At 44.2% G+C, this 17,228-nt stretch carries 16 protein-coding genes; 7 read left to right on the forward strand and 9 right to left on the reverse strand.

Going from position 1 to position 17,228, the window contains the following annotated elements:
• Positions 1-54: 54 nt before the first annotated feature.
• The 8 genes from Q0R52_RS08940 to Q0R52_RS08975 all read right to left on the reverse strand — a co-directional run bounded on the left by Q0R52_RS08940 (position 55) and on the right by Q0R52_RS08975 (position 8,821).
• Complete coding sequence (locus Q0R52_RS08940) at positions 55-840, reverse strand: PhzF family phenazine biosynthesis protein (RefSeq protein WP_295794094.1); 786 nt, start codon at positions 838-840, stop codon at positions 55-57.
• A 107-nt stretch (positions 841-947) separates the two neighbouring features.
• Positions 948-2,381, reverse strand: coding sequence for a glycogen-binding domain-containing protein (locus Q0R52_RS08945; RefSeq protein ID WP_295794095.1), 1,434 nt, complete (start codon positions 2,379-2,381; stop codon positions 948-950).
• Between the two features lie 3 nt (positions 2,382-2,384).
• On the reverse strand, positions 2,385-3,362 hold the full coding sequence (locus tag Q0R52_RS08950; RefSeq protein WP_295794096.1) for a pepsin/retropepsin-like aspartic protease family protein: 978 nt from the start codon (positions 3,360-3,362) through the stop codon (positions 2,385-2,387).
• A gap of 273 nt (positions 3,363-3,635) precedes the next feature.
• Positions 3,636-5,618 (reverse strand): gliding motility-associated C-terminal domain-containing protein, encoded by a 1,983-nt coding sequence (locus Q0R52_RS08955; protein ID WP_295794097.1) that lies wholly within the window; start codon positions 5,616-5,618, stop codon positions 3,636-3,638.
• A gap of 195 nt (positions 5,619-5,813) precedes the next feature.
• Positions 5,814-6,674, reverse strand: coding sequence for an RNA polymerase sigma factor RpoD/SigA (locus Q0R52_RS08960; protein ID WP_073404581.1), 861 nt, complete (start codon positions 6,672-6,674; stop codon positions 5,814-5,816).
• A gap of 161 nt (positions 6,675-6,835) precedes the next feature.
• Entirely contained in the window at positions 6,836-7,675 is an 840-nt protein-coding gene (locus Q0R52_RS08965) for an MBL fold metallo-hydrolase (RefSeq protein ID WP_295794098.1), read from the reverse strand.
• A 192-nt stretch (positions 7,676-7,867) separates the two neighbouring features.
• The gene (locus tag Q0R52_RS08970) at positions 7,868-8,161 is read right to left on the reverse strand and encodes a hypothetical protein (RefSeq protein ID WP_295794099.1); all 294 of its coding nucleotides are present in this window, start codon (positions 8,159-8,161) and stop codon (positions 7,868-7,870) included.
• 6 nt (positions 8,162-8,167) lie between these two features.
• Positions 8,168-8,821: an ABC transporter ATP-binding protein gene (locus tag Q0R52_RS08975; RefSeq protein WP_295794101.1), complete on the reverse strand. Its 654-nt coding sequence runs from the start codon at positions 8,819-8,821 to the stop codon at positions 8,168-8,170.
• A 366-nt stretch (positions 8,822-9,187) separates the two neighbouring features.
• On the opposite strand from Q0R52_RS08975, the gene sucC reads away from it, so the two are divergent.
• From sucC to Q0R52_RS09005, 6 genes are all read left to right on the forward strand, one after another.
• Positions 9,188-10,381, forward strand: coding sequence for an ADP-forming succinate--CoA ligase subunit beta (gene sucC, locus Q0R52_RS08980; protein ID WP_295794102.1), 1,194 nt, complete (start codon positions 9,188-9,190; stop codon positions 10,379-10,381).
• 83 nt (positions 10,382-10,464) lie between these two features.
• Positions 10,465-10,668, forward strand: coding sequence for a fructose-6-phosphate aldolase (locus Q0R52_RS08985; protein WP_094572917.1), 204 nt, complete (start codon positions 10,465-10,467; stop codon positions 10,666-10,668).
• 85 nt (positions 10,669-10,753) lie between these two features.
• The gene (locus Q0R52_RS08990) at positions 10,754-11,431 is read left to right on the forward strand and encodes an ATP-binding cassette domain-containing protein (protein WP_295794103.1); all 678 of its coding nucleotides are present in this window, start codon (positions 10,754-10,756) and stop codon (positions 11,429-11,431) included.
• 222 nt (positions 11,432-11,653) lie between these two features.
• Complete coding sequence (locus Q0R52_RS08995) at positions 11,654-12,226, forward strand: nucleotide exchange factor GrpE (RefSeq protein ID WP_295794104.1); 573 nt, start codon at positions 11,654-11,656, stop codon at positions 12,224-12,226.
• A 162-nt stretch (positions 12,227-12,388) separates the two neighbouring features.
• The gene (dnaJ, locus tag Q0R52_RS09000) at positions 12,389-13,555 is read left to right on the forward strand and encodes a molecular chaperone DnaJ (RefSeq protein WP_295794105.1); all 1,167 of its coding nucleotides are present in this window, start codon (positions 12,389-12,391) and stop codon (positions 13,553-13,555) included.
• Between the two features lie 122 nt (positions 13,556-13,677).
• Positions 13,678-14,841, forward strand: coding sequence for an exo-alpha-sialidase (locus tag Q0R52_RS09005; RefSeq protein WP_295794106.1), 1,164 nt, complete (start codon positions 13,678-13,680; stop codon positions 14,839-14,841).
• 96 nt (positions 14,842-14,937) lie between these two features.
• Here Q0R52_RS09005 and Q0R52_RS09010 read toward each other — a convergent pair whose 3' ends face one another.
• Positions 14,938-16,080 (reverse strand): nucleoside hydrolase, encoded by a 1,143-nt coding sequence (locus tag Q0R52_RS09010; protein ID WP_295794108.1) that lies wholly within the window; start codon positions 16,078-16,080, stop codon positions 14,938-14,940.
• Positions 16,081-16,319: 239 nt separating this feature from the next.
• Between Q0R52_RS09010 and Q0R52_RS09015 the strand changes: the two genes are divergently transcribed.
• A complete protein-coding gene (locus Q0R52_RS09015; RefSeq protein WP_295794109.1) occupies positions 16,320-17,228 on the forward strand; it encodes an ATP-binding cassette domain-containing protein in 909 nt (302 codons plus the stop codon).

Raw genomic sequence — 17,228 nt, forward strand, 5'->3', positions numbered from 1 at the left:
AATCTCAAATTATGCAATTGAGCAAATCCGAAATGGAAAATCCGAATTCCGAAATCAAATAAAAATCTCTCCTTTTAAATAGGTTACCGCTTTTCCGCTCATCTGCACACGGTCGCCTTTTAATTCGCACCAAAGCTCACCTTTGCGGGCTGATAACTGGTATGCGTGTAATTTAGTTTTACCCAATTTATCTGCCCAATAAGGTATAAGGTTGCAATGGGCCGACCCGGTAACCGGATCTTCGGGGATACCCGCGCCGGGAGCAAAAAAGCGGGAAACGAAGTCGGAATTATCACCGGGCGCGGTAACAATTACGCCAACGGTATCCATTTTTGATAAAGCGAAAAAATCGGGTGATATATCCCGGATGTCGCTTTCTGATTCATAAACCAGAAAATAATCCCTCGACCTTAATACTTCGAGGGGCTGTTTTTCGCCCAAGGCCTCTACTAGGCCAACCGGGGCATCGATATGAATTGGCGGCCTCGATGGGAAGTCCATCTCGTATTTATCGCCATCCTTTTTTACTGTAAGCGTGCCTGCTTTTACAGTTTCGAAATGTATTTCATCCCCGTTATGTCCTAACTGGGTAAACAAAATATGCGCAGATGCCAGCGTGGCATGGCCGCACAAATCAATTTCATATTCGGGGGTAAACCAGCGTAGCTTATAACCGTTGTCGTTTTTTACAAAAAAAGCGGTCTCAGCTAAATTATTTTCAATAGCAATAGTTTGCATCAGGTTATCAGGCAACCATTTATCCAACGGACAAATAGCAGCCGGGTTGCCGCCAAATAACTTATCGGTAAAAGCATCAGCCTGGTATATAGGTATTGTCATCGTTTTTTTGATAAACGCTAAAGGTAAAAGGTTTTTTTAAATTGCGGAAGTCGGAATGCCAATTGTGAAATGAATTAAATGAAATCTTCTCTGCTTCCGCATCGCACTCACTCTATCCACAGCACACTATTCCCGGTTCCGTATTCATTTTGCTCCCAAAGCTTGTTACCCGGGTCGATTATTAGCTTACCGTCTACAACGAATTTGTACAGGTATTTACCTGGTTTAAGGTAAAAGTTAATTATCCATTCATCTCCGGCACGGGTCATACTGTAGCCATCGTCATCCCAGTTATTAAAGCTGCCAACCATTCTTACTTTTTTTGCACCGGCATAACCTTTAAGCCTGAAAGTATGGTTGGGTTTAACGGCAATAAACGAGTTACGTATTCCCCCTTCAGTCGCAAAGTGCGGGTTTGCAGGATCCGTGATCCAGTCGCCATCTACAATAAATTTATAATTATAATTACCTGCCGCAAGGGTGGTGGTTAATGCCCAGCCATCTATATTTTTCACCAGGCTTAACTCTTCGCGCCGCCATTTGTTAAAAGTGCCCGCCAAAAAAACCTTTTTTGCATTTGCATAACCGGCCAGTTTAAAAGTAACATCGTTACCAAGGTTTAAAACCGAATTCAAATTACCCTCACCATCCTTCAGCTTTACCGGGTTGCCCGGGTCGGTTACCCAACGGCCATCAACCAAAAAATGGTAAACGTGCTTTCCCTCGCTTAAATAAAGCTGCTTTTCCCAGCCGCTCCCTTTCTTTTCCAGCACAATTTCGTTGGTTTTCCATTTATTAAAATCGCCGGCAAGAGCCACTTTACGGGCCGATGCGTAGCCCGGCAGTTTAATGGTGTAATTATATTTAAAGAAAAGTGAGTTGGTATTACCAACACCATCGTCAACCTGTAAAAGGTTGTTAGGGTCGGTTGTCCAGTGCCCGTTAATAATATATTTGTATTCGTAAGCTCCGGCTGCCAGCTTAACATCGAGAATCCAGCCCCCGTCGGTCTTTTTCATAGCGCCCTTTAACGTACTCCAGTTATTAAAATTACCAGACAAAATAACCCTTTTTGCCCTGGTGTTACCCGGCAGGATAAACCTTGTTAGCCCGGATGATAAACCAAAAACTGTAACCTGCGAAAACTTATTAACCCCGTACTTAACTTCCTCTGGGTAGCCCGGCGCGCCGGCAAACTCCGGCAAACGGGTAGTAATCTCAAAGGGTGCACTTTGCGGATTGTCATTCAAATCGGAAAGTGAACGGTCGAAACGGACCAGGTATTCGTCTTTTGTGGCCAAGTTCCAGCCATCTTCTTCTAATCCCTTATAGTCATTGTCGAAAAACTTTTCTGCGCTTCGCGCGGTTACACCTGCCACTTTAAGAATACTGTCGATCACTTTCCGGGGCGATTTCAGGTCGATCTGTAATATCAAATGGTCGCGTGCAATTAGCAGGCTATTCTGGCTTTGGGCCACGGCAGTTTTTATACCGCTTAAAAGCAATACAAAAATGGATACCATATAAACCCTTTGCCTCATTTGTTAATTTTTATAAATGTACATCTCAAACTCTTTTTTAACGAAATTGATGGTGAATATCCCCCTCGAGAAAAAATCGTACCCTAGAATGCCATCAACCGTTTGCCCGTAGGCCTTGCCCATTTTTTCCAAATTGGCCACCAGTGCGCGGTTTTTCGCGAAAGTATGGTCAGCCATCGTCAGTTTGTCAAAGCTGGTGTACAAAACTTCTACACCTGTACCGCCCAGCCCCTTAATTTTGGCGCGACCAATTACTTCCAGTGTCGCCATAAATTTCTTCGATCTGTCATAATCCAACAGGTTTGTTTCCGCGGCGCTGTCAAAAGCAAACCACAATGTATAATTATTAACGCTTCCTTTTAAAAAAATAACGTCATTGATCAACCTAAAAGGGCTTATCAGCAAGCGGTCGTGAAATATACGCTCCCCTTCAGGAATATTCCCACTTTTATCCAATTTTTGAATGTAAAGGACGTTGTTAAAAAGATCGACTGTTACTGCAAAATTTGCAAAAAGCCTTGTACCCAGTAAACCGAGGACCTTTATGTTTCTGCCGTTTTCAATAAATCCAAGGTCGCAAACATGGGCAGTTAGGCGGCTATATTGCAGGTCGAGGATTTTAAAATTGCGTACGTAGGTAGTAAACGAACCTGTAGAACCATTAATACCGCCGGTTTCGGGCTCATCAACAACCGGCATACCCCTGAAATAGGTTGCATTTAATACCAAACCGGGCGCGCCTGTATCCAAAATAAAATTACCCTCCATGGTATCAACCTGCGCTTCAACAACTATGAGGTTGCCTACCCTTTTAATGGGTACAATCATCGTGGTAAAATCGGCAAACGGCGCAGGGTCGGGGTCATAAACCCGGTGATGCGTATTAAATTTCAACTTGCCAACCAAAACTCCTCCATCTGCCAGCGCGTTGCTGTGCCGGCAAATAATAAAAAGGAGCAATATCAGGCAAAATTTTCGCATCAGTTTGGTTGATGCTTAATAGACCCATTTTTTGGTGTGATAGTTACAGGGGAAGTAAAAAAAGTCTTGAGTCTGGAGTAAAAAAAATCAACCCCTTGACTTAGTACAAACAAGGTCTACATGCACGCAAAGCGTTCCATTTTTACACGCGGAACACCCGGAACACTGTTAAACATGCTGATTATCAAATATTTGGAAAAATGACTTTTTTCAATCTTCCGAACGCCTGTAGACTTAAGACTCAGAACTTAAGACTTTTGACTTCCTTCCCACCTACCTCACCAGCAACACCCACCCCGATTGCTTCGGCACATAATCATCTTTAAAATCGACAATATAATAATACGTACCAGCGGGTAGCCGGCCGCCATTCGCGCTTCCATCCCAGGGTTTGCTGTAGCCGATACTGTGGTAAACCAACTGCCCGTAGCGGTTATAAACGTTAAACTCGGCTTTAGGGTAATTGTCGGCGTTTTTGATAAACCAATTGTCGTTGATGCCATCGCCGTTTGGCGAAAAGCTGTTTACCGCAGCAAGCACTTTATAAACGCGTACAAACACGTTACTGGTGGCCTCACCGCAGCTAACACCCGATACAACATGCAGCGTGTAGGTAATATCAACCGGCGATTTACAAGTTGGTGTTAAAGAGTTTGCGTCATCAAGGTAATCCGACGGTGTCCAATGTACCGAAATATTGTCCCCGGCTGCTGTCCCGCTTAATTTCACGGTTTGTCCGTCGAACATTCTCAGCGCCTTTCCGGCATCGGCAACCGGCTTTAGCAGCACTTTAACCGTTAGCTGTGCCGTAGGCTGTAAACTACAGCCATCGTTGCTTACCGTTACCGTATAAAGAGTGGTTACCGATGGGCTTGCCATTGGGTTGGCGATGTCGTCATGGTCGAGCCCGGTTGAAGGCTCCCATTTGTAGTGCGTGATATTATTACCGGTTGCGGTAAGCTGCACTGCATCGCCCTGGCAAACCTGCGCATCGCTTATTTGCTGAACAGATGGCGCCGCGAAGACCTTAACAGTGGTCGACGTGAAAAATGGGCAGTTATTTTTTGTTGCCCTAAGGGTATATACACCCTCATCGGCCAGGCTGGCGGTTTGGGTAACAACAGGGCTGTTTTCTGCTGATATATAATTATTCGGTCCTGTCCATAAATAAGTTTCGGCGCCCGACGCCCGTAGCTGTACCGGCTGCCCTTCGCAGGCGCTGGTATTTGCAGTCACCCCTACATCGGGCGGCGGGTAAACATTAACGGTAAGCGGGTCGGAATAAATGCGGCATTGCTCTGCGCCGATCGTTGCCTTGTTTAATATGCCTATCCTGTATTGATATTTGCCCGCCGCGGCGTTCGGGAGGGTAACATCTACTGTTAAACTTTTTGCACCCGGGATATCCACCCAGCCATTACCGTCATTTAAATTCTGTTGCCATTTATAGTCAGGGTTATCATAACCGGTTTGCTGTGCAACAAGGGTATAGTTTAAGTTATCATTCTGGCAAGTGCTTTTTGGGTCGATGTTACCAATTGTTGTAAACCCCGTTTGTATCAGGGGACCGCAGGCGCTAAAGGTGATATCATCCAGCGCCAGGTCGTTCCCGTTACCACCTGCGCCATTATTAATCATCTTAACCACCAGGTCCGACCCATCCGATGGGCTGGTAAAAAAAGTGCCATACTGAACCCAGGTTGGTTCTTCGCTTTCTAATATGTCGCCCGTTTCATATTGTTTTACTAATGTGCCATCCGTTTTTTCAATCCTGAAAGTAATATTCGGCCTCGAGTAACCCTGGGTTTGCGGCAGCGGGCGCAGTATATTCATTATCCAGGCGGCAAACTGATAGGTAGTATTGGGACAAAGTTTACTGCCATCCACCTTATAGGTAAAAAATAGGCTCGGATCAATGGTGGCGTTGATTACCATCATGTATCCAAAGTCCTCCCCTGTTACCAAACCCGTGTGGTCTTTTGCCACAGCCTGCCATGTGCCACCTTTACATGATGAGCCCATCCGCTGTAAAATAGCATACGTGCCATCATTTCCCCCGCAACCAGGGCCATAAACATATGTTAAATCGGTAACACCTGCCGGAAGTGGTGATCCGCCATCAAACACGGTGCCATGCCCAAAAGTTTCGTTAATTACCGGTGCACCCAAACTGCCAGTACAGGTTTGCGCCTTAAGCCGGCAAGCGAAAGCACATATAAAACCAACTAAGAATGCAGTGTATAAAATCCGGCGCATTGGGTTACTACAAAACTTGATGTATGCAACCTATAAAAATATAATTTATTGCGGATAAATAAGAAGGAAGCAAGAAAGCAAGAACCAAGAAATCAATAAATTAAGAAGCAGCATAAAATGTGTAGAAACAAAAAAGCCAGGATTTCTCCCGGCTCTTTTATCTTGATTCTTGTATCTTGATTTCTTGACTCTCTTCTACCCGAGATATGATTTCAGGATTTTGCTTCTTGAAGTATGGCGTAAACGCTGTAACGCTTTATCCTTTATCTGGCGAACACGTTCGCGGGTAAGGTTAAACTTCTCGCCTATTTCCTCCAATGATAATGGATGATTGGTACCTAACCCAAAGAACAGCACAATAATTTCGCGCTCGCGTTCAGTAAGCGTCGATAGCGAACGTTTTATTTCTTCGGATAATGATTCGTTAATTAATATCGAATCGGTATTTGGCTCCTGGTTTTCCAGTACGTCCAACAAAGTATTTTCTTCACCCTGTACAAACGGCGCATCCATTGATACATGGCGGCCAGAGTTGCTTAACGTGTCGGATATTTTGTCGACAGTGGTTTCCAGCATATCGGCAAGTTCTTCGGGCGATGGTTCGCGCTCAAATTCCTGCTCAAGTTTTGAAAACGCTTTGCTTATTTTACTTAACGAGCCTACCTGGTTTAAGGGTAAACGTACTATACGCGATTGCTCGGCAATAGCCTGCAATATCGATTGGCGGATCCACCAAACGGCGTATGATATAAATTTAAAACCTTTGGTTTCGTCAAAACGCTTTGCAGCTTTTATCAAACCTAAGTTACCTTCGTTTATTAAATCGCCAAGGGTAAGTCCCTGGTTTTGATATTGCTTAGCTACCGAAACCACGAAACGAAGGTTGGTTTTTGTTAAGCGTTCTAAAGCCGCCTGGTCACCTTCCCGTATTTTTTGAGCTAAAATTACTTCTTCTTCGGCTGTTATCAGGTCAACTTTACCAATTTCGTGCAGATATTTATCAAGTGATTGCGACTCACGATTGGTAATAGATTGTGTTATTTTGAGTTGTCTCATTTATATTTATTAACCTCGATTGTGTTGTTTTAGAAATGAACGTGCAAAGCTATAAAATTGTTATAGAAAATTTTCAGGAATTTTCAATAAAATAAATATTTACATTTTACTGATTTCATGCGTGTTATTGCACGGTTTTTGTGGTTGGCGGCGCGTAATTCTCATATATCATTCAGGTTAAAAGTTTCGTTTAGTTTTATCCCTTTTTCGGTATTTTTAAGCGTACAACACTCATTCACCGGGTCGTGTTCAAGGTACAAAATATATTCTTTTTCCGCAGCTTCGGTTAAAAAAAGTTTTTTTTCATGTAAAGTTGTCAACGGAAACATATCATAAGCCATCACATATGGCAGCGGTATATGACCGGTTGACGGCAGCAAATCAGCCATATATAAAATATTTTTTTCTTTATAGCTTATGAGCGGCAGCATCATGGCATCTGTATGCCCATAAACAAACCGTACATTAAAATTATCGCTGAATTTCACGCCATCTTCTGTCGAAATAAACTTTAGCTGACCGCTTTCCTGTATCGGTAAAATATTTTCTTTTAAAAACGATGCTTTCTCGCGATCGTTTGGATTAACGGCCCAGTCCCAGTGCTGTGCGTTGCTCCAATAGGTTGCGTTTTTAAAGGCCGGCAATAGTTTTTCGCCATCCCGAACCACTGCCCCACCCACATGATCAAAATGCAAGTGGGTTAAAAACACGTCGGTAATATCATCGCGGTGAAAACCCAGCGCGGCTAACGATTTATCAAGCGTAGCATCGCCGTGCAAATAATAATGACTAAAAAACTTCTCGTCCTGTTTGTTGCCGATTCCGGTATCAATCAAAATTAATTTACCGCCATCCTCAACCAACAGGCAGCGCATGGCCCAGGTGCACAGGTTGTTTTCGTCAGCTGGGTTGGTCCTGCTCCACAGGGTCTTGGGCACAACGCCAAACATGGCGCCGCCGTCGAGTTTAAAAAAGCCGGTATCTATTGTGTGTAGTTTCATTTGTAGTTCATAGTTGATAGTTCATAGCCAAACATGTGCAACCGTCATCGAGGAACGAAGCAATCTCTGAACTCGCTAATCACAGACCTTTATGTTTATGGTGAACAACATGCGGTTTCAAGGCCACCACAAAAACAAAGGTCCTTGACTGTCCTTCGTAGAGATTGCTTCGTTCCTCGCAATGACGAGTGGTTATTTATTTTTTATATCTTTTAATTCGATTCCAAATTCTGTAAACAATTGTACGGCTGTGCGAAGGTTACTATTTTCTTCATCTCCTAACGCGTAAACCACCCTTATCTCCTTATCCAAACACAAAGTCAGCATTTCATGCGCATATGATAGTGATGAAGGGTTTGGCAGCTTTAAAATCTGCATAAATGCCGGCATTTCCTGGTAATCACCTAAAATAATATTATCGGCGCGAAATTGTTTTTTTAGCCTGTGCGCTTCGGACGATGTGGCTGCAGTTATCAAAATGTTCATATCAACTTACTGAACTATTAAACCATCCTTCATCGATACCGTGCGGTCACTCATGTCAGCAAGGTCTTTGTTGTGGGTCACTATCACAAATGTTTGGTTAAAATCCTTACGCAGCTTAATAAACAATTCATGCAACTCCAATGAATTAGCCGAATCCAGGTTCCCCGAAGGCTCATCTGCAAAAATAATCGACGGGCTGTTTATTAGTGCCCTGGCTACTGCAACTCTTTGCTGCTCACCGCCAGATAGCTGGTTGGGCTTGTGGTTCAGCCTGTCGCCCAGGCCAAGCAGGTCAAGCAGTTCGGTTGCGCGCTTTTCGGCGTCTTTACGGGGTGTTCCGGCAATAAATGCCGGGATACAAACATTTTCAATGGCATCAAACTCGCCCAGCAAATGGTGAAACTGGAATATAAAACCCAGGCGCTGGTTGCGAAAGGCGCTTAAATCTTTATTGTTTAAGCCACTTACCTCCGTATTATCGATATAAATTTTGCCGATGTCGGGCCTGTCCAGTGTACCTAAAATATTCAGCAGCGTACTTTTACCAGCGCCGGATGCACCCACGATGGTCACAATTTCGCCTTCGCCAACTTCAAAATCGACACCCTTTAGTATTTGCAGCTGGCCGTATGCTTTATGGATATTTTCAGCTTTGAGCATGGGCGAATTTAGAGATTAGTGATTAGAGATTGGAGATTAGGTGAAAAAATATTCATCTTATTTTCGCCGGATTAAAATCCGGCGCTACAAAATGCATCGAGCCGATGGCTCTTAGCTGGAATTCGGCGATAAATTAGTCTTAACCTATCCCAAAGAGGCGTAGCCTCGGCCCATATTGTAGCGCTGGATTTTAATCCAGCGGCTACAGGACCGCATTTTTACCCGGCATAAAATGCCCGGGTTACCATCACACTCACCAAACAAAAATTTTACTCACCAAAAAGTAAAAAACTACCTTCTAATCTCCGCCCTCTAATCACTAATCTCAAACAAAATCCTAACTTTACCGCAAATTCTTTACACAACATGAATATTCACGAATATCAGGGTAAATCCATACTAAAAAGCTTTGGCGTTAGGGTACAGGAAGGCATAGTTGCCGATACCGTTGACCAGGCTGTTGAAGCTGCGAAAAAAATGAAAGAAGATTACGGCTCGGATTGGGTTGTAATTAAAGCACAAATACATGCCGGTGGCCGCGGTAAAGGCGGTGGCGTTAAGCTGGCGAAAAACCTGGATGAGGTAAAAGAAAAAGCAACCAACATATTGGGTATGCAGCTAATTACCCCGCAAACCGGCCCCGAAGGCAAGCTGGTGAGCAAGGTATTAGTAGCACAGGATGTTTACTATCCGGGCGAAAGTGAAACAAAAGAATTTTATATCAGCGTGCTGCTCGACAGGGCAAAGGGCCGCAACATCATCATGTACTCAACCGAAGGCGGTATGGACATAGAGGAAGTTGCACACTCAACCCCGCACCTGATACATAAAGAAGAAATTGATCCTAAAGTTGGCCTGCAAGGCTTCCAGGCGCGTAAAATTGCCTTTAACTTAGGTTTATCGGGCGATGCGTTTAAGGATATGGTGAAATTTATCACATCATTATACAAAGCATATGATTCTACCGATTCTTCTCAATTTGAAATTAACCCGGTTTTAAAAACATCGGATAACAAAATATTAGCTGTTGACGCCAAGGTGAACCTGGATGACAACGGATTGTTCCGCCATCCTGATTTCGCTGCCATGCGCGATGAGGCCGAAGAAGACCCGATGGAAGTTGAAGCCAGCAAAAGCAACCTTAACTTTGTAAAGCTTGACGGTAACGTGGGCTGTATGGTTAATGGCGCAGGCCTGGCCATGGCTACCATGGACATCATCAAGATCGCCGGTGGCGAGCCTGCTAACTTTTTGGATGTTGGCGGTACTGCCAATGCCGAAACTGTAAAAGCAGCTTTCAACATCATATTAAAAGATCCTAACGTTAAAGCAATCCTGATCAACATTTTCGGTGGTATAGTGCGTTGCGACCGTGTGGCCCAGGGTGTAATTGATGCTTACCACGAAATAGGCAATATCCCGGTTCCAATTATCGTTCGTTTACAAGGCACCAACGCTGTTGAAGCCAAAGAACTGATTGACAAATCGGGCTTAAAAGTTTACTCGGCCATATTGCTTAAAGAAGCAGCAGAACGGGTTAAGGAAGTGTTAGCGCTTTAGCGCCTATCATTAGGTCATTGCGTCATTAAGTCATTGTTAAGTGGTATAATGACCTAATGACCTAATGACTTAATGACCACAAAATGTATATAATTAAAGTTAAAGGCGTTGCCAAAATACCTGATTACGTACAGTTAAGGGACGATAAGTTTACGCTACTGGCTTATTTTCGGGTCGACAGGCCTGACAAATCGCTGGATAAAGTGGGGCTCCAGGATAAGACGGAATACATTATGAATATAATTAAGGATTTGCCGTTTGGGCAAATCCTTAAATTAGAACTATAGTCATTTATCATTAGTAGTCGCTGGCCTTTGTGGTGGATTTTAATCAACGCCGAAATGGGTAGGTGATGACCAATAAACAAAAAGTATGAATTCAATTATAAAGCTGCAAAACGTTGATATTTTTCAGCAGGCTCACCTGGTGCTGTCGGGTGTTAATTTGCATATTGATAAGGGCGATTTTGTTTGGCTGATAGGGCAAACCGGCTCCGGTAAAAGCAGCCTGCTAAAAGTTATTTATGGCGATGTTACCATTAACACCGGCTCGGGATACGCTTGCGGCTATGATTTGAACCATATTAAAAGCAATGAAATTCCGTTTTTACGCCGTAAACTGGGTATTGTTTTCCAGGATTTCCAACTACTAACCGACCGCTCCGTCGAAGCAAACCTTGAGTTTGTGATGCGCGCGACCGGCTGGACAGATAAAAAACTGATTGCCGACCGCTCTCTCGACGTTTTAGAGAAAGTAGGCCTTCGCTCAAAACTTAAAAAAATGCCGCACGAGCTATCAGGCGGCGAGCAGCAGCGCGTTGTAATAGCCCGCGCCCTGCTAAACGATCCTGAAATAATGCTTGCCGATGAACCCACCGGCAACCTTGACCCTGACACATCCGAAGAAATTGTATTGCTGCTGAAACAAATCAGCCAATCGGGCACCGCGGTATTAATTGCAACACACGATTATCATATCATCCGTACTTTCCCTTCGCGCATAATTAAATGCGAGAACGGTAGGGTTTTGGAGGATGTGAAGATTGCTTAGTTTAGTTGGCAGTTATTAGCTTGCGGTAGGCAGAAAATGCCCACAAACTGCAAGTTTTTTCAGCTACTACCAACTGTACACTTTCCCTAAACACTGACAATTGCAAACTGACAACTGCAAACTTTTCCCAAATACTGCCAACTGCGCACAGCAAACTGCAAACTGACTGCCACGATGTCGGCTTTCCATCAATGGCAAGATACTTGATCGGCACTATTAGCTATGAATTTTAACGACATGTTGAAGAAAAAAAAGAAAGAACCAGTGGAGAACACCGAAGAAATAAATACAACTGTGAATGAAAACGAGCAGGATATAGATCAGCAGGCCGATGAAAATGTAACCTCGCCGGTTGATACCCTAAAACAAGAACTGTCGCTTGCAAATGACAAATACCTGCGCTTATATGCAGAGTTTGATAACTTCCGCAGGCGTACTATCAAAGAGCGTGAGGAAGCCAGGAAATTGGAAGGTAAAGACCTGATTGTTTCATTGCTGCCGGTACTTGACGATTTTGAGCGTGCGTCGCGCGCGATGGAAACCGCAACCGATGTTGCACCTGTTAAAGAAGGCGTTGCGTTGATACAGAACAAATTAAAAAATGCGCTTACCAAACATGGCCTGAAAGAAATGGAATCCATAGGTACCACTTTCGACCCTGACTTACAGGAAGCCATCACCAATATACCAGCCCCTACCGACGACCTGAAGGGCAAAGTAGTTGACGAAATGGAAAAAGGCTATTTGTTGAATGACAGGGTAGTGCGTTTTGCAAAAGTAATAGTTGGAGCGTAAGTTAATTAGTGAATTGGTGATTTAGTGAGTTAGTGACTGGCCAACCAGTTAATTCGCTAAATCACTAATTAATTTAAACATATATTGAAAAAAGAATTATCGGATCGGAATTGGGTTTAATTCACTCAATCACTAATTCAGTAATTCAATAATTATTCCCCCATGTCTAAAAGAGATTACTACGATGTGCTTGGCGTAGCAAAAGGTGCCGATGCAGATGAGATAAAAAAGGCTTATCGCAAAATGGCCATAAAATATCACCCGGATAAAAATGAGGGTGACAAAGCTGCGGAAGATAAGTTTAAGGAAGCGGCCGAGGCATACGAGGTTTTAAGTAATCCCGAAAAACGTCAGCGTTATGACCAGTTTGGTCACTCAGCCAATGCACATTCGGCCAACGGCGGCGGTTTTGGCGGCGGCGGCATGGATATGAACGACATATTCAGCCAGTTTGGCGATATATTTGGCGGCGGCAGTCCGTTCGAAGGCTTTTTTGGCGGCGGAGGCAGGCAAAGCAGCGGCGGTGGTCGTCGCGTACAACGCGGCAGCAACCTACGCATTAAAGTTCGTTTAACGCTTGAAGAAATAGCCAATGGCGCCGAGAAGAAGATAAAGGTAAACAAGCAGATTGTCTGTAAAACCTGCGATGGCACCGGCGCAAAAGATAAAGCATCGTTCCAAACCTGTAAAACATGTGGAGGCCAGGGCGCGGTGCGCAGGGTTACCAATACCATTTTGGGCCAGATGCAAACTACCAGCACCTGCCCTACCTGTAACGGCGAAGGTTCAACCATCACCTCGAAATGTACCGTATGCCATGGCGACGGCGTTACGCGTGGCGAAGAAACCATCAGCATAAACATACCTGCGGGCGTAAGCGAAGGCATGCAATTAAGCATGAGCGGCAAAGGCAACTCAGCACCACGCGGAGGTGTACCGGGTGACTTAATTATACTAATTGAGGAGATCCCCCACGAGACGCTTAAGCGCGACGGCAATAATGTAATATATGATTTGCACGTAAACTTCATCGATGCTACGCTTGGCACCAGCGTTGAGGTACCAACCATCGATGGCAAGGTTAAAATAAAGATTGACCCGGGCACCCAGGGCGGCAAAATACTGCGCCTCAAGAGCAAGGGCGTTCCCGAGGTTAACTCCTACCGCCGCGGCGACCAGCTGGTACACATCAACATCTGGACACCAAAAGCCCTGAGCCGCGAAGAGCGCGAGCTATTGGAAAAGCTGCAAAGCTCGCCAAACTTTAAGCCTAACCCAGGCAAGAATGAAAAGAGTTTCTTCGAAAGAATGAAAGAGTACTTTGAGTAAGGCATAGTCCGAAAGTCGGCAAGATCGAAAGTCCGGAAGATAATTAAGGAAAGCCCAAAGTTGTGAATGACTTTGGGCTTTTTGTTTGGCATGATTTATTATATTGCGATACATCCGGCAATATGTACTTCGATATCAAATTTAGATTTACGGTAGCTTTACTGCTTAGTTTTTCTTTTGGCTTCTCCCAACCTCTTGCCATTAGTAACAACTATCAAACAAAATCGGGGATACCGCATTTAAAAATTGAACGGTCGATGATCTATGCGCCGGGCAAAGACTGGCTGTACAACCATCACCCGTCCATTATTCATTTTAAAGGTAGGTTCATAGCCATTTGGTCCGATGGGTTGATTGACGAAGATTCACCAGGCCAAAGGGTAGTTTATGCAACTTCGGCAGATTTCTTTCATTGGTCTGCTGCAACGCCGCTAGCATTACCGACAAAAATAAATGACACATTAACGGTACTTACTGCAGCCGGTTTATACCAACATAAAGGAACGCTGGTGGCTTACTATGGTGAATACACACACAACCGGCAAAACACACATCTTTGGGCAAAAACGAGTAAAGATGGTGAGCATTGGAGCCAGCCCATTGATCTTCATGTGCCGCTGATCCCAAATCACGGCCCCGAGCCAACAAAAAACGGAAGATTAATTATAAGCGGTAATTTCCTATTCCCTTATACCGATGATCCTTATGGAATATCTGGCTGGAAGATAAGCAGCCCCTATCCCGATTCCCTTTATAAACAAGATAATTCGGCCGCTTTTTATAGCCCGGCTGCAAAACTTGGCCTACCCCCACTTTGTGAAGGTTCTTTTTTTCAGACTGACGACAACATATTGCACATGTTATTACGTGTTACCGGCAAAGGCTGGAAAGGCCGGTTGTGGGTAACCGAGAGCAAGGATAATGGCGAATCATGGTCCAGGCCAATAGAAACCCCCTTTTCCGACAACGACAGCAAGTTCCATTTTGGCCGCCTGCCTGATAAACGTTTTTACTACGTTGGCATACCCGATACCCTGCATCATTACGAACGTAACCCATTGGTGCTATCCCTATCAGCTGACGGCAAAAAATTCAATGAAAATTACATTATAGCCGACGAACTATATCATCTTAAAAAAGAGGGCTTATGGAAAGGCGGACAATATGGTTACCCACACACCATTATTTACAAGAACTATATGTATGTGATAATTTCCCGGCAAAAGGAATCAATTGAGGTTCTGAGGTTTGGGTTGAAGGGATTGGGGGAGTCCCAAACGTTTTAGGATTTTCAATTAAGAATAACCGGCATTCGCCCAAGTCAGCCAGAAGAACCTTTAATTCCTGTGTTAGTCGCTAAGCTATCTTTGAGCATTTCAGCTTCAATTGCTCTTCTCCGCCTTCGCAATTTCCTTTTCCCGTCTGTTAAGATTCGCCTCTATCTTATCAATCTTCCGGTTTAGCGCTTCAATTTTGGCTATCCTGTCGCTGGTTGAGCCAGTCATCCGGGAACTGCCGGTCGTTTTTCTATTGATGATTTTGCTGGTCGGCTGGTGCATTATCAAGGTATTGACTATGTCCTGCACCACTTTATAATCCACCTTTTCAACTATGTAGGCTTGTTTGGTTCCGCTTTCGTCCCAGCCATTGCTGCCATCCGTAGCTATCGTCATTTTGCCTTTGTGCAGCGTGTACCATTGGCCGTATCCTTTTATGGCAATCAGCACAGCAGTTTCGTCCCAACTGCAACGGCCCAGCGAATCTTCTTTGGCCATTGGTATGGAAAGCTTAAACACATCTTTTACCGGCGAGTTTTTTATAGAGGCATTACCTATCAGCGGTAAACCGGCCTTAATCTTCACCCCTATTTCAAACCCGCTGAATATTACCGGCGTACCCCAGTTATCGTATACATTTTTGGAGGCCGGGGCATCTTTCATAATGTTAAACTCATAGCCCGATGGAAATTTTCCGCCCATAGATACCAGCAGTTTTACCTTTCTTTTCACCAACTCTTTCCCTGTTAACGGCGAATACTCATCAGCCGGGGTATTTAATAAGTTGGATAAATTGGTCAAAAACCCCACTGTAACAATAGTTACGCTGTTATCGGGCTGTGCGGCCAATATTTTACGGTAAAGCGTTACTGCATCAGCAGCTTCAGCGTTTGTTTTTATTTTATGGGGATATTTTGCCAGCAGGGTATCTGTCCAGTGCTGAAAATCGCGCAGGTCCTGGGCATCGCCTTTGGGCACGCCGATTCGGATATCAGGGCGGTTAAAGTAGGTGTTAAATACGTTAAGCACACCTGCCACACCCTCATATTTGGTACTGGCCATGGTAGCCAGTATTTTGGCTTCGCCTTTATCAGCCAGCGCGTGTAAAATAGTTATCGCACCAACGTCGTCATAATCAGGCCCCATATCGCTGTCGAAAATAATATTCACCCGGGCAGGCTTAGCCTGCGAAAATGCATTCATCGCGCAGCAAATAAAAAGAACGTACAGGGCGGATTTAAGCTTCATTTTTATAGAAGTTAATTGAGTTGTATTAAGTTAGATTGAGTTGATTAAGTTTAATACAGCATATTGTTAAAGGTATCAACAATTAACATCCGAAACAATAGGCGTTCGATCCTGCAAATCGTAACATCATAGACGCATTTACAAATAATCCTGTAAATCCTGTAAATCCATAAATCGTGTAACATTTTAAATAAACCCGTATCTTAACCATAATTATTAACTAAACAAACCTTTCCCATATGTTAAGCATCCGCAATATTGTAAAACAATACGCCGGTCACAGGGCGCTGAGCGATGTAAGCCTCGAGGTTAAAAGCGGCCAGGTTTTCGGTCTGCTGGGGCCAAACGGTGCCGGCAAAACCTCCCTTATCCGCATCATCAACCAAATTACAGCGCCCGACAGCGGCGAAGTCTTTTTTGATGGCGAAAAGCTCAACCAATCGCATATTAACCGCATAGGCTACCTGCCTGAAGAGCGCGGCCTCTATAAAAAAATGGAGATTGGCGAACAGATGATTTACCTGGCCCGCCTTAAAGGCCTTAGCCGTGATGAAGCCGTGCGCCGCCTCAAAATATGGTTCGAAAGGCTGGGGATGGAAACCTGGTGGAAAAAGAAGATCGAAGAACTATCAAAAGGCATGCAGCAAAAGGCCCAGTTTGTAGCGACCGTATTACACGAGCCGGACCTTATTATCCTCGACGAACCATTCAGCGGTTTCGACCCGGTTAACGCCGAGATAATTAAGGACGAAATACTCGCTCTAAATAAAAAAGGTGCAACCATCCTGTTCTCAACCCACCGTATGGAATCGGTTGAGGAATTGTGCGATTCGATTGCGCTGATACATAAATCGCATAAAATATTGGACGGGACAGTTAAGAGCATCCGCAACAGCTATCGCAACGCAACCTACCTGGTAGAATATAACGGTACGGCTTTGACCTTTGACGGGAAACAACCGTTCGAAGTTGTGGAAGCGAAAGAGGGAAGCGACAACGACAATACCATCAAAATTAAAATTGCCGAAAACAGCACCTCGAACGATGTACTGCAATACCTGTTGCCAAAAGTGCACATCAATATGCTGCAGGAAGTAATACCGAGTATGAACGAAATTTTTATTGAACAAGTAAACCTAATCCGCTAA

This window comes from Mucilaginibacter sp. (assembly GCF_025359345.1).
In the GTDB taxonomy this organism is placed as follows: domain Bacteria; phylum Bacteroidota; class Bacteroidia; order Sphingobacteriales; family Sphingobacteriaceae; genus Mucilaginibacter.

What these genes read in the sequence shown, in the direction of transcription:
- Q0R52_RS08940 (WP_295794094.1), bottom strand. Translation starts at nt 840, where the DNA reads ATGACAATACCTATATACCAGGCTGATGCTTTTACCGATAAGTTATTT.
- Q0R52_RS09005 (WP_295794106.1), top strand. Translation starts at nt 13,678, where the DNA reads ATGTACTTCGATATCAAATTTAGATTTACGGTAGCTTTACTGCTTAGT.
- Q0R52_RS08950 (WP_295794096.1), bottom strand. Translation starts at nt 3,362, where the DNA reads ATGCGAAAATTTTGCCTGATATTGCTCCTTTTTATTATTTGCCGGCAC.
- Q0R52_RS08945 (WP_295794095.1), bottom strand. Translation starts at nt 2,381, where the DNA reads ATGAGGCAAAGGGTTTATATGGTATCCATTTTTGTATTGCTTTTAAGC.
- Q0R52_RS08975 (WP_295794101.1), bottom strand. Translation starts at nt 8,821, where the DNA reads ATGCTCAAAGCTGAAAATATCCATAAAGCATACGGCCAGCTGCAAATA.
- Q0R52_RS08995 (WP_295794104.1), top strand. Translation starts at nt 11,654, where the DNA reads ATGAATTTTAACGACATGTTGAAGAAAAAAAAGAAAGAACCAGTGGAG.
- Q0R52_RS08960 (WP_073404581.1), bottom strand. Translation starts at nt 6,674, where the DNA reads ATGAGACAACTCAAAATAACACAATCTATTACCAATCGTGAGTCGCAA.
- Q0R52_RS08970 (WP_295794099.1), bottom strand. Translation starts at nt 8,161, where the DNA reads ATGAACATTTTGATAACTGCAGCCACATCGTCCGAAGCGCACAGGCTA.
- Q0R52_RS08955 (WP_295794097.1), bottom strand. Translation starts at nt 5,618, where the DNA reads ATGCGCCGGATTTTATACACTGCATTCTTAGTTGGTTTTATATGTGCT.
- Q0R52_RS09010 (WP_295794108.1), bottom strand. Translation starts at nt 16,080, where the DNA reads ATGAAGCTTAAATCCGCCCTGTACGTTCTTTTTATTTGCTGCGCGATG.
- Q0R52_RS09015 (WP_295794109.1), top strand. Translation starts at nt 16,320, where the DNA reads ATGTTAAGCATCCGCAATATTGTAAAACAATACGCCGGTCACAGGGCG.
- sucC (WP_295794102.1), top strand. Translation starts at nt 9,188, where the DNA reads ATGAATATTCACGAATATCAGGGTAAATCCATACTAAAAAGCTTTGGC.
- Q0R52_RS08985 (WP_094572917.1), top strand. Translation starts at nt 10,465, where the DNA reads ATGTATATAATTAAAGTTAAAGGCGTTGCCAAAATACCTGATTACGTA.
- Q0R52_RS08990 (WP_295794103.1), top strand. Translation starts at nt 10,754, where the DNA reads ATGAATTCAATTATAAAGCTGCAAAACGTTGATATTTTTCAGCAGGCT.
- dnaJ (WP_295794105.1), top strand. Translation starts at nt 12,389, where the DNA reads ATGTCTAAAAGAGATTACTACGATGTGCTTGGCGTAGCAAAAGGTGCC.
- Q0R52_RS08965 (WP_295794098.1), bottom strand. Translation starts at nt 7,675, where the DNA reads ATGAAACTACACACAATAGATACCGGCTTTTTTAAACTCGACGGCGGC.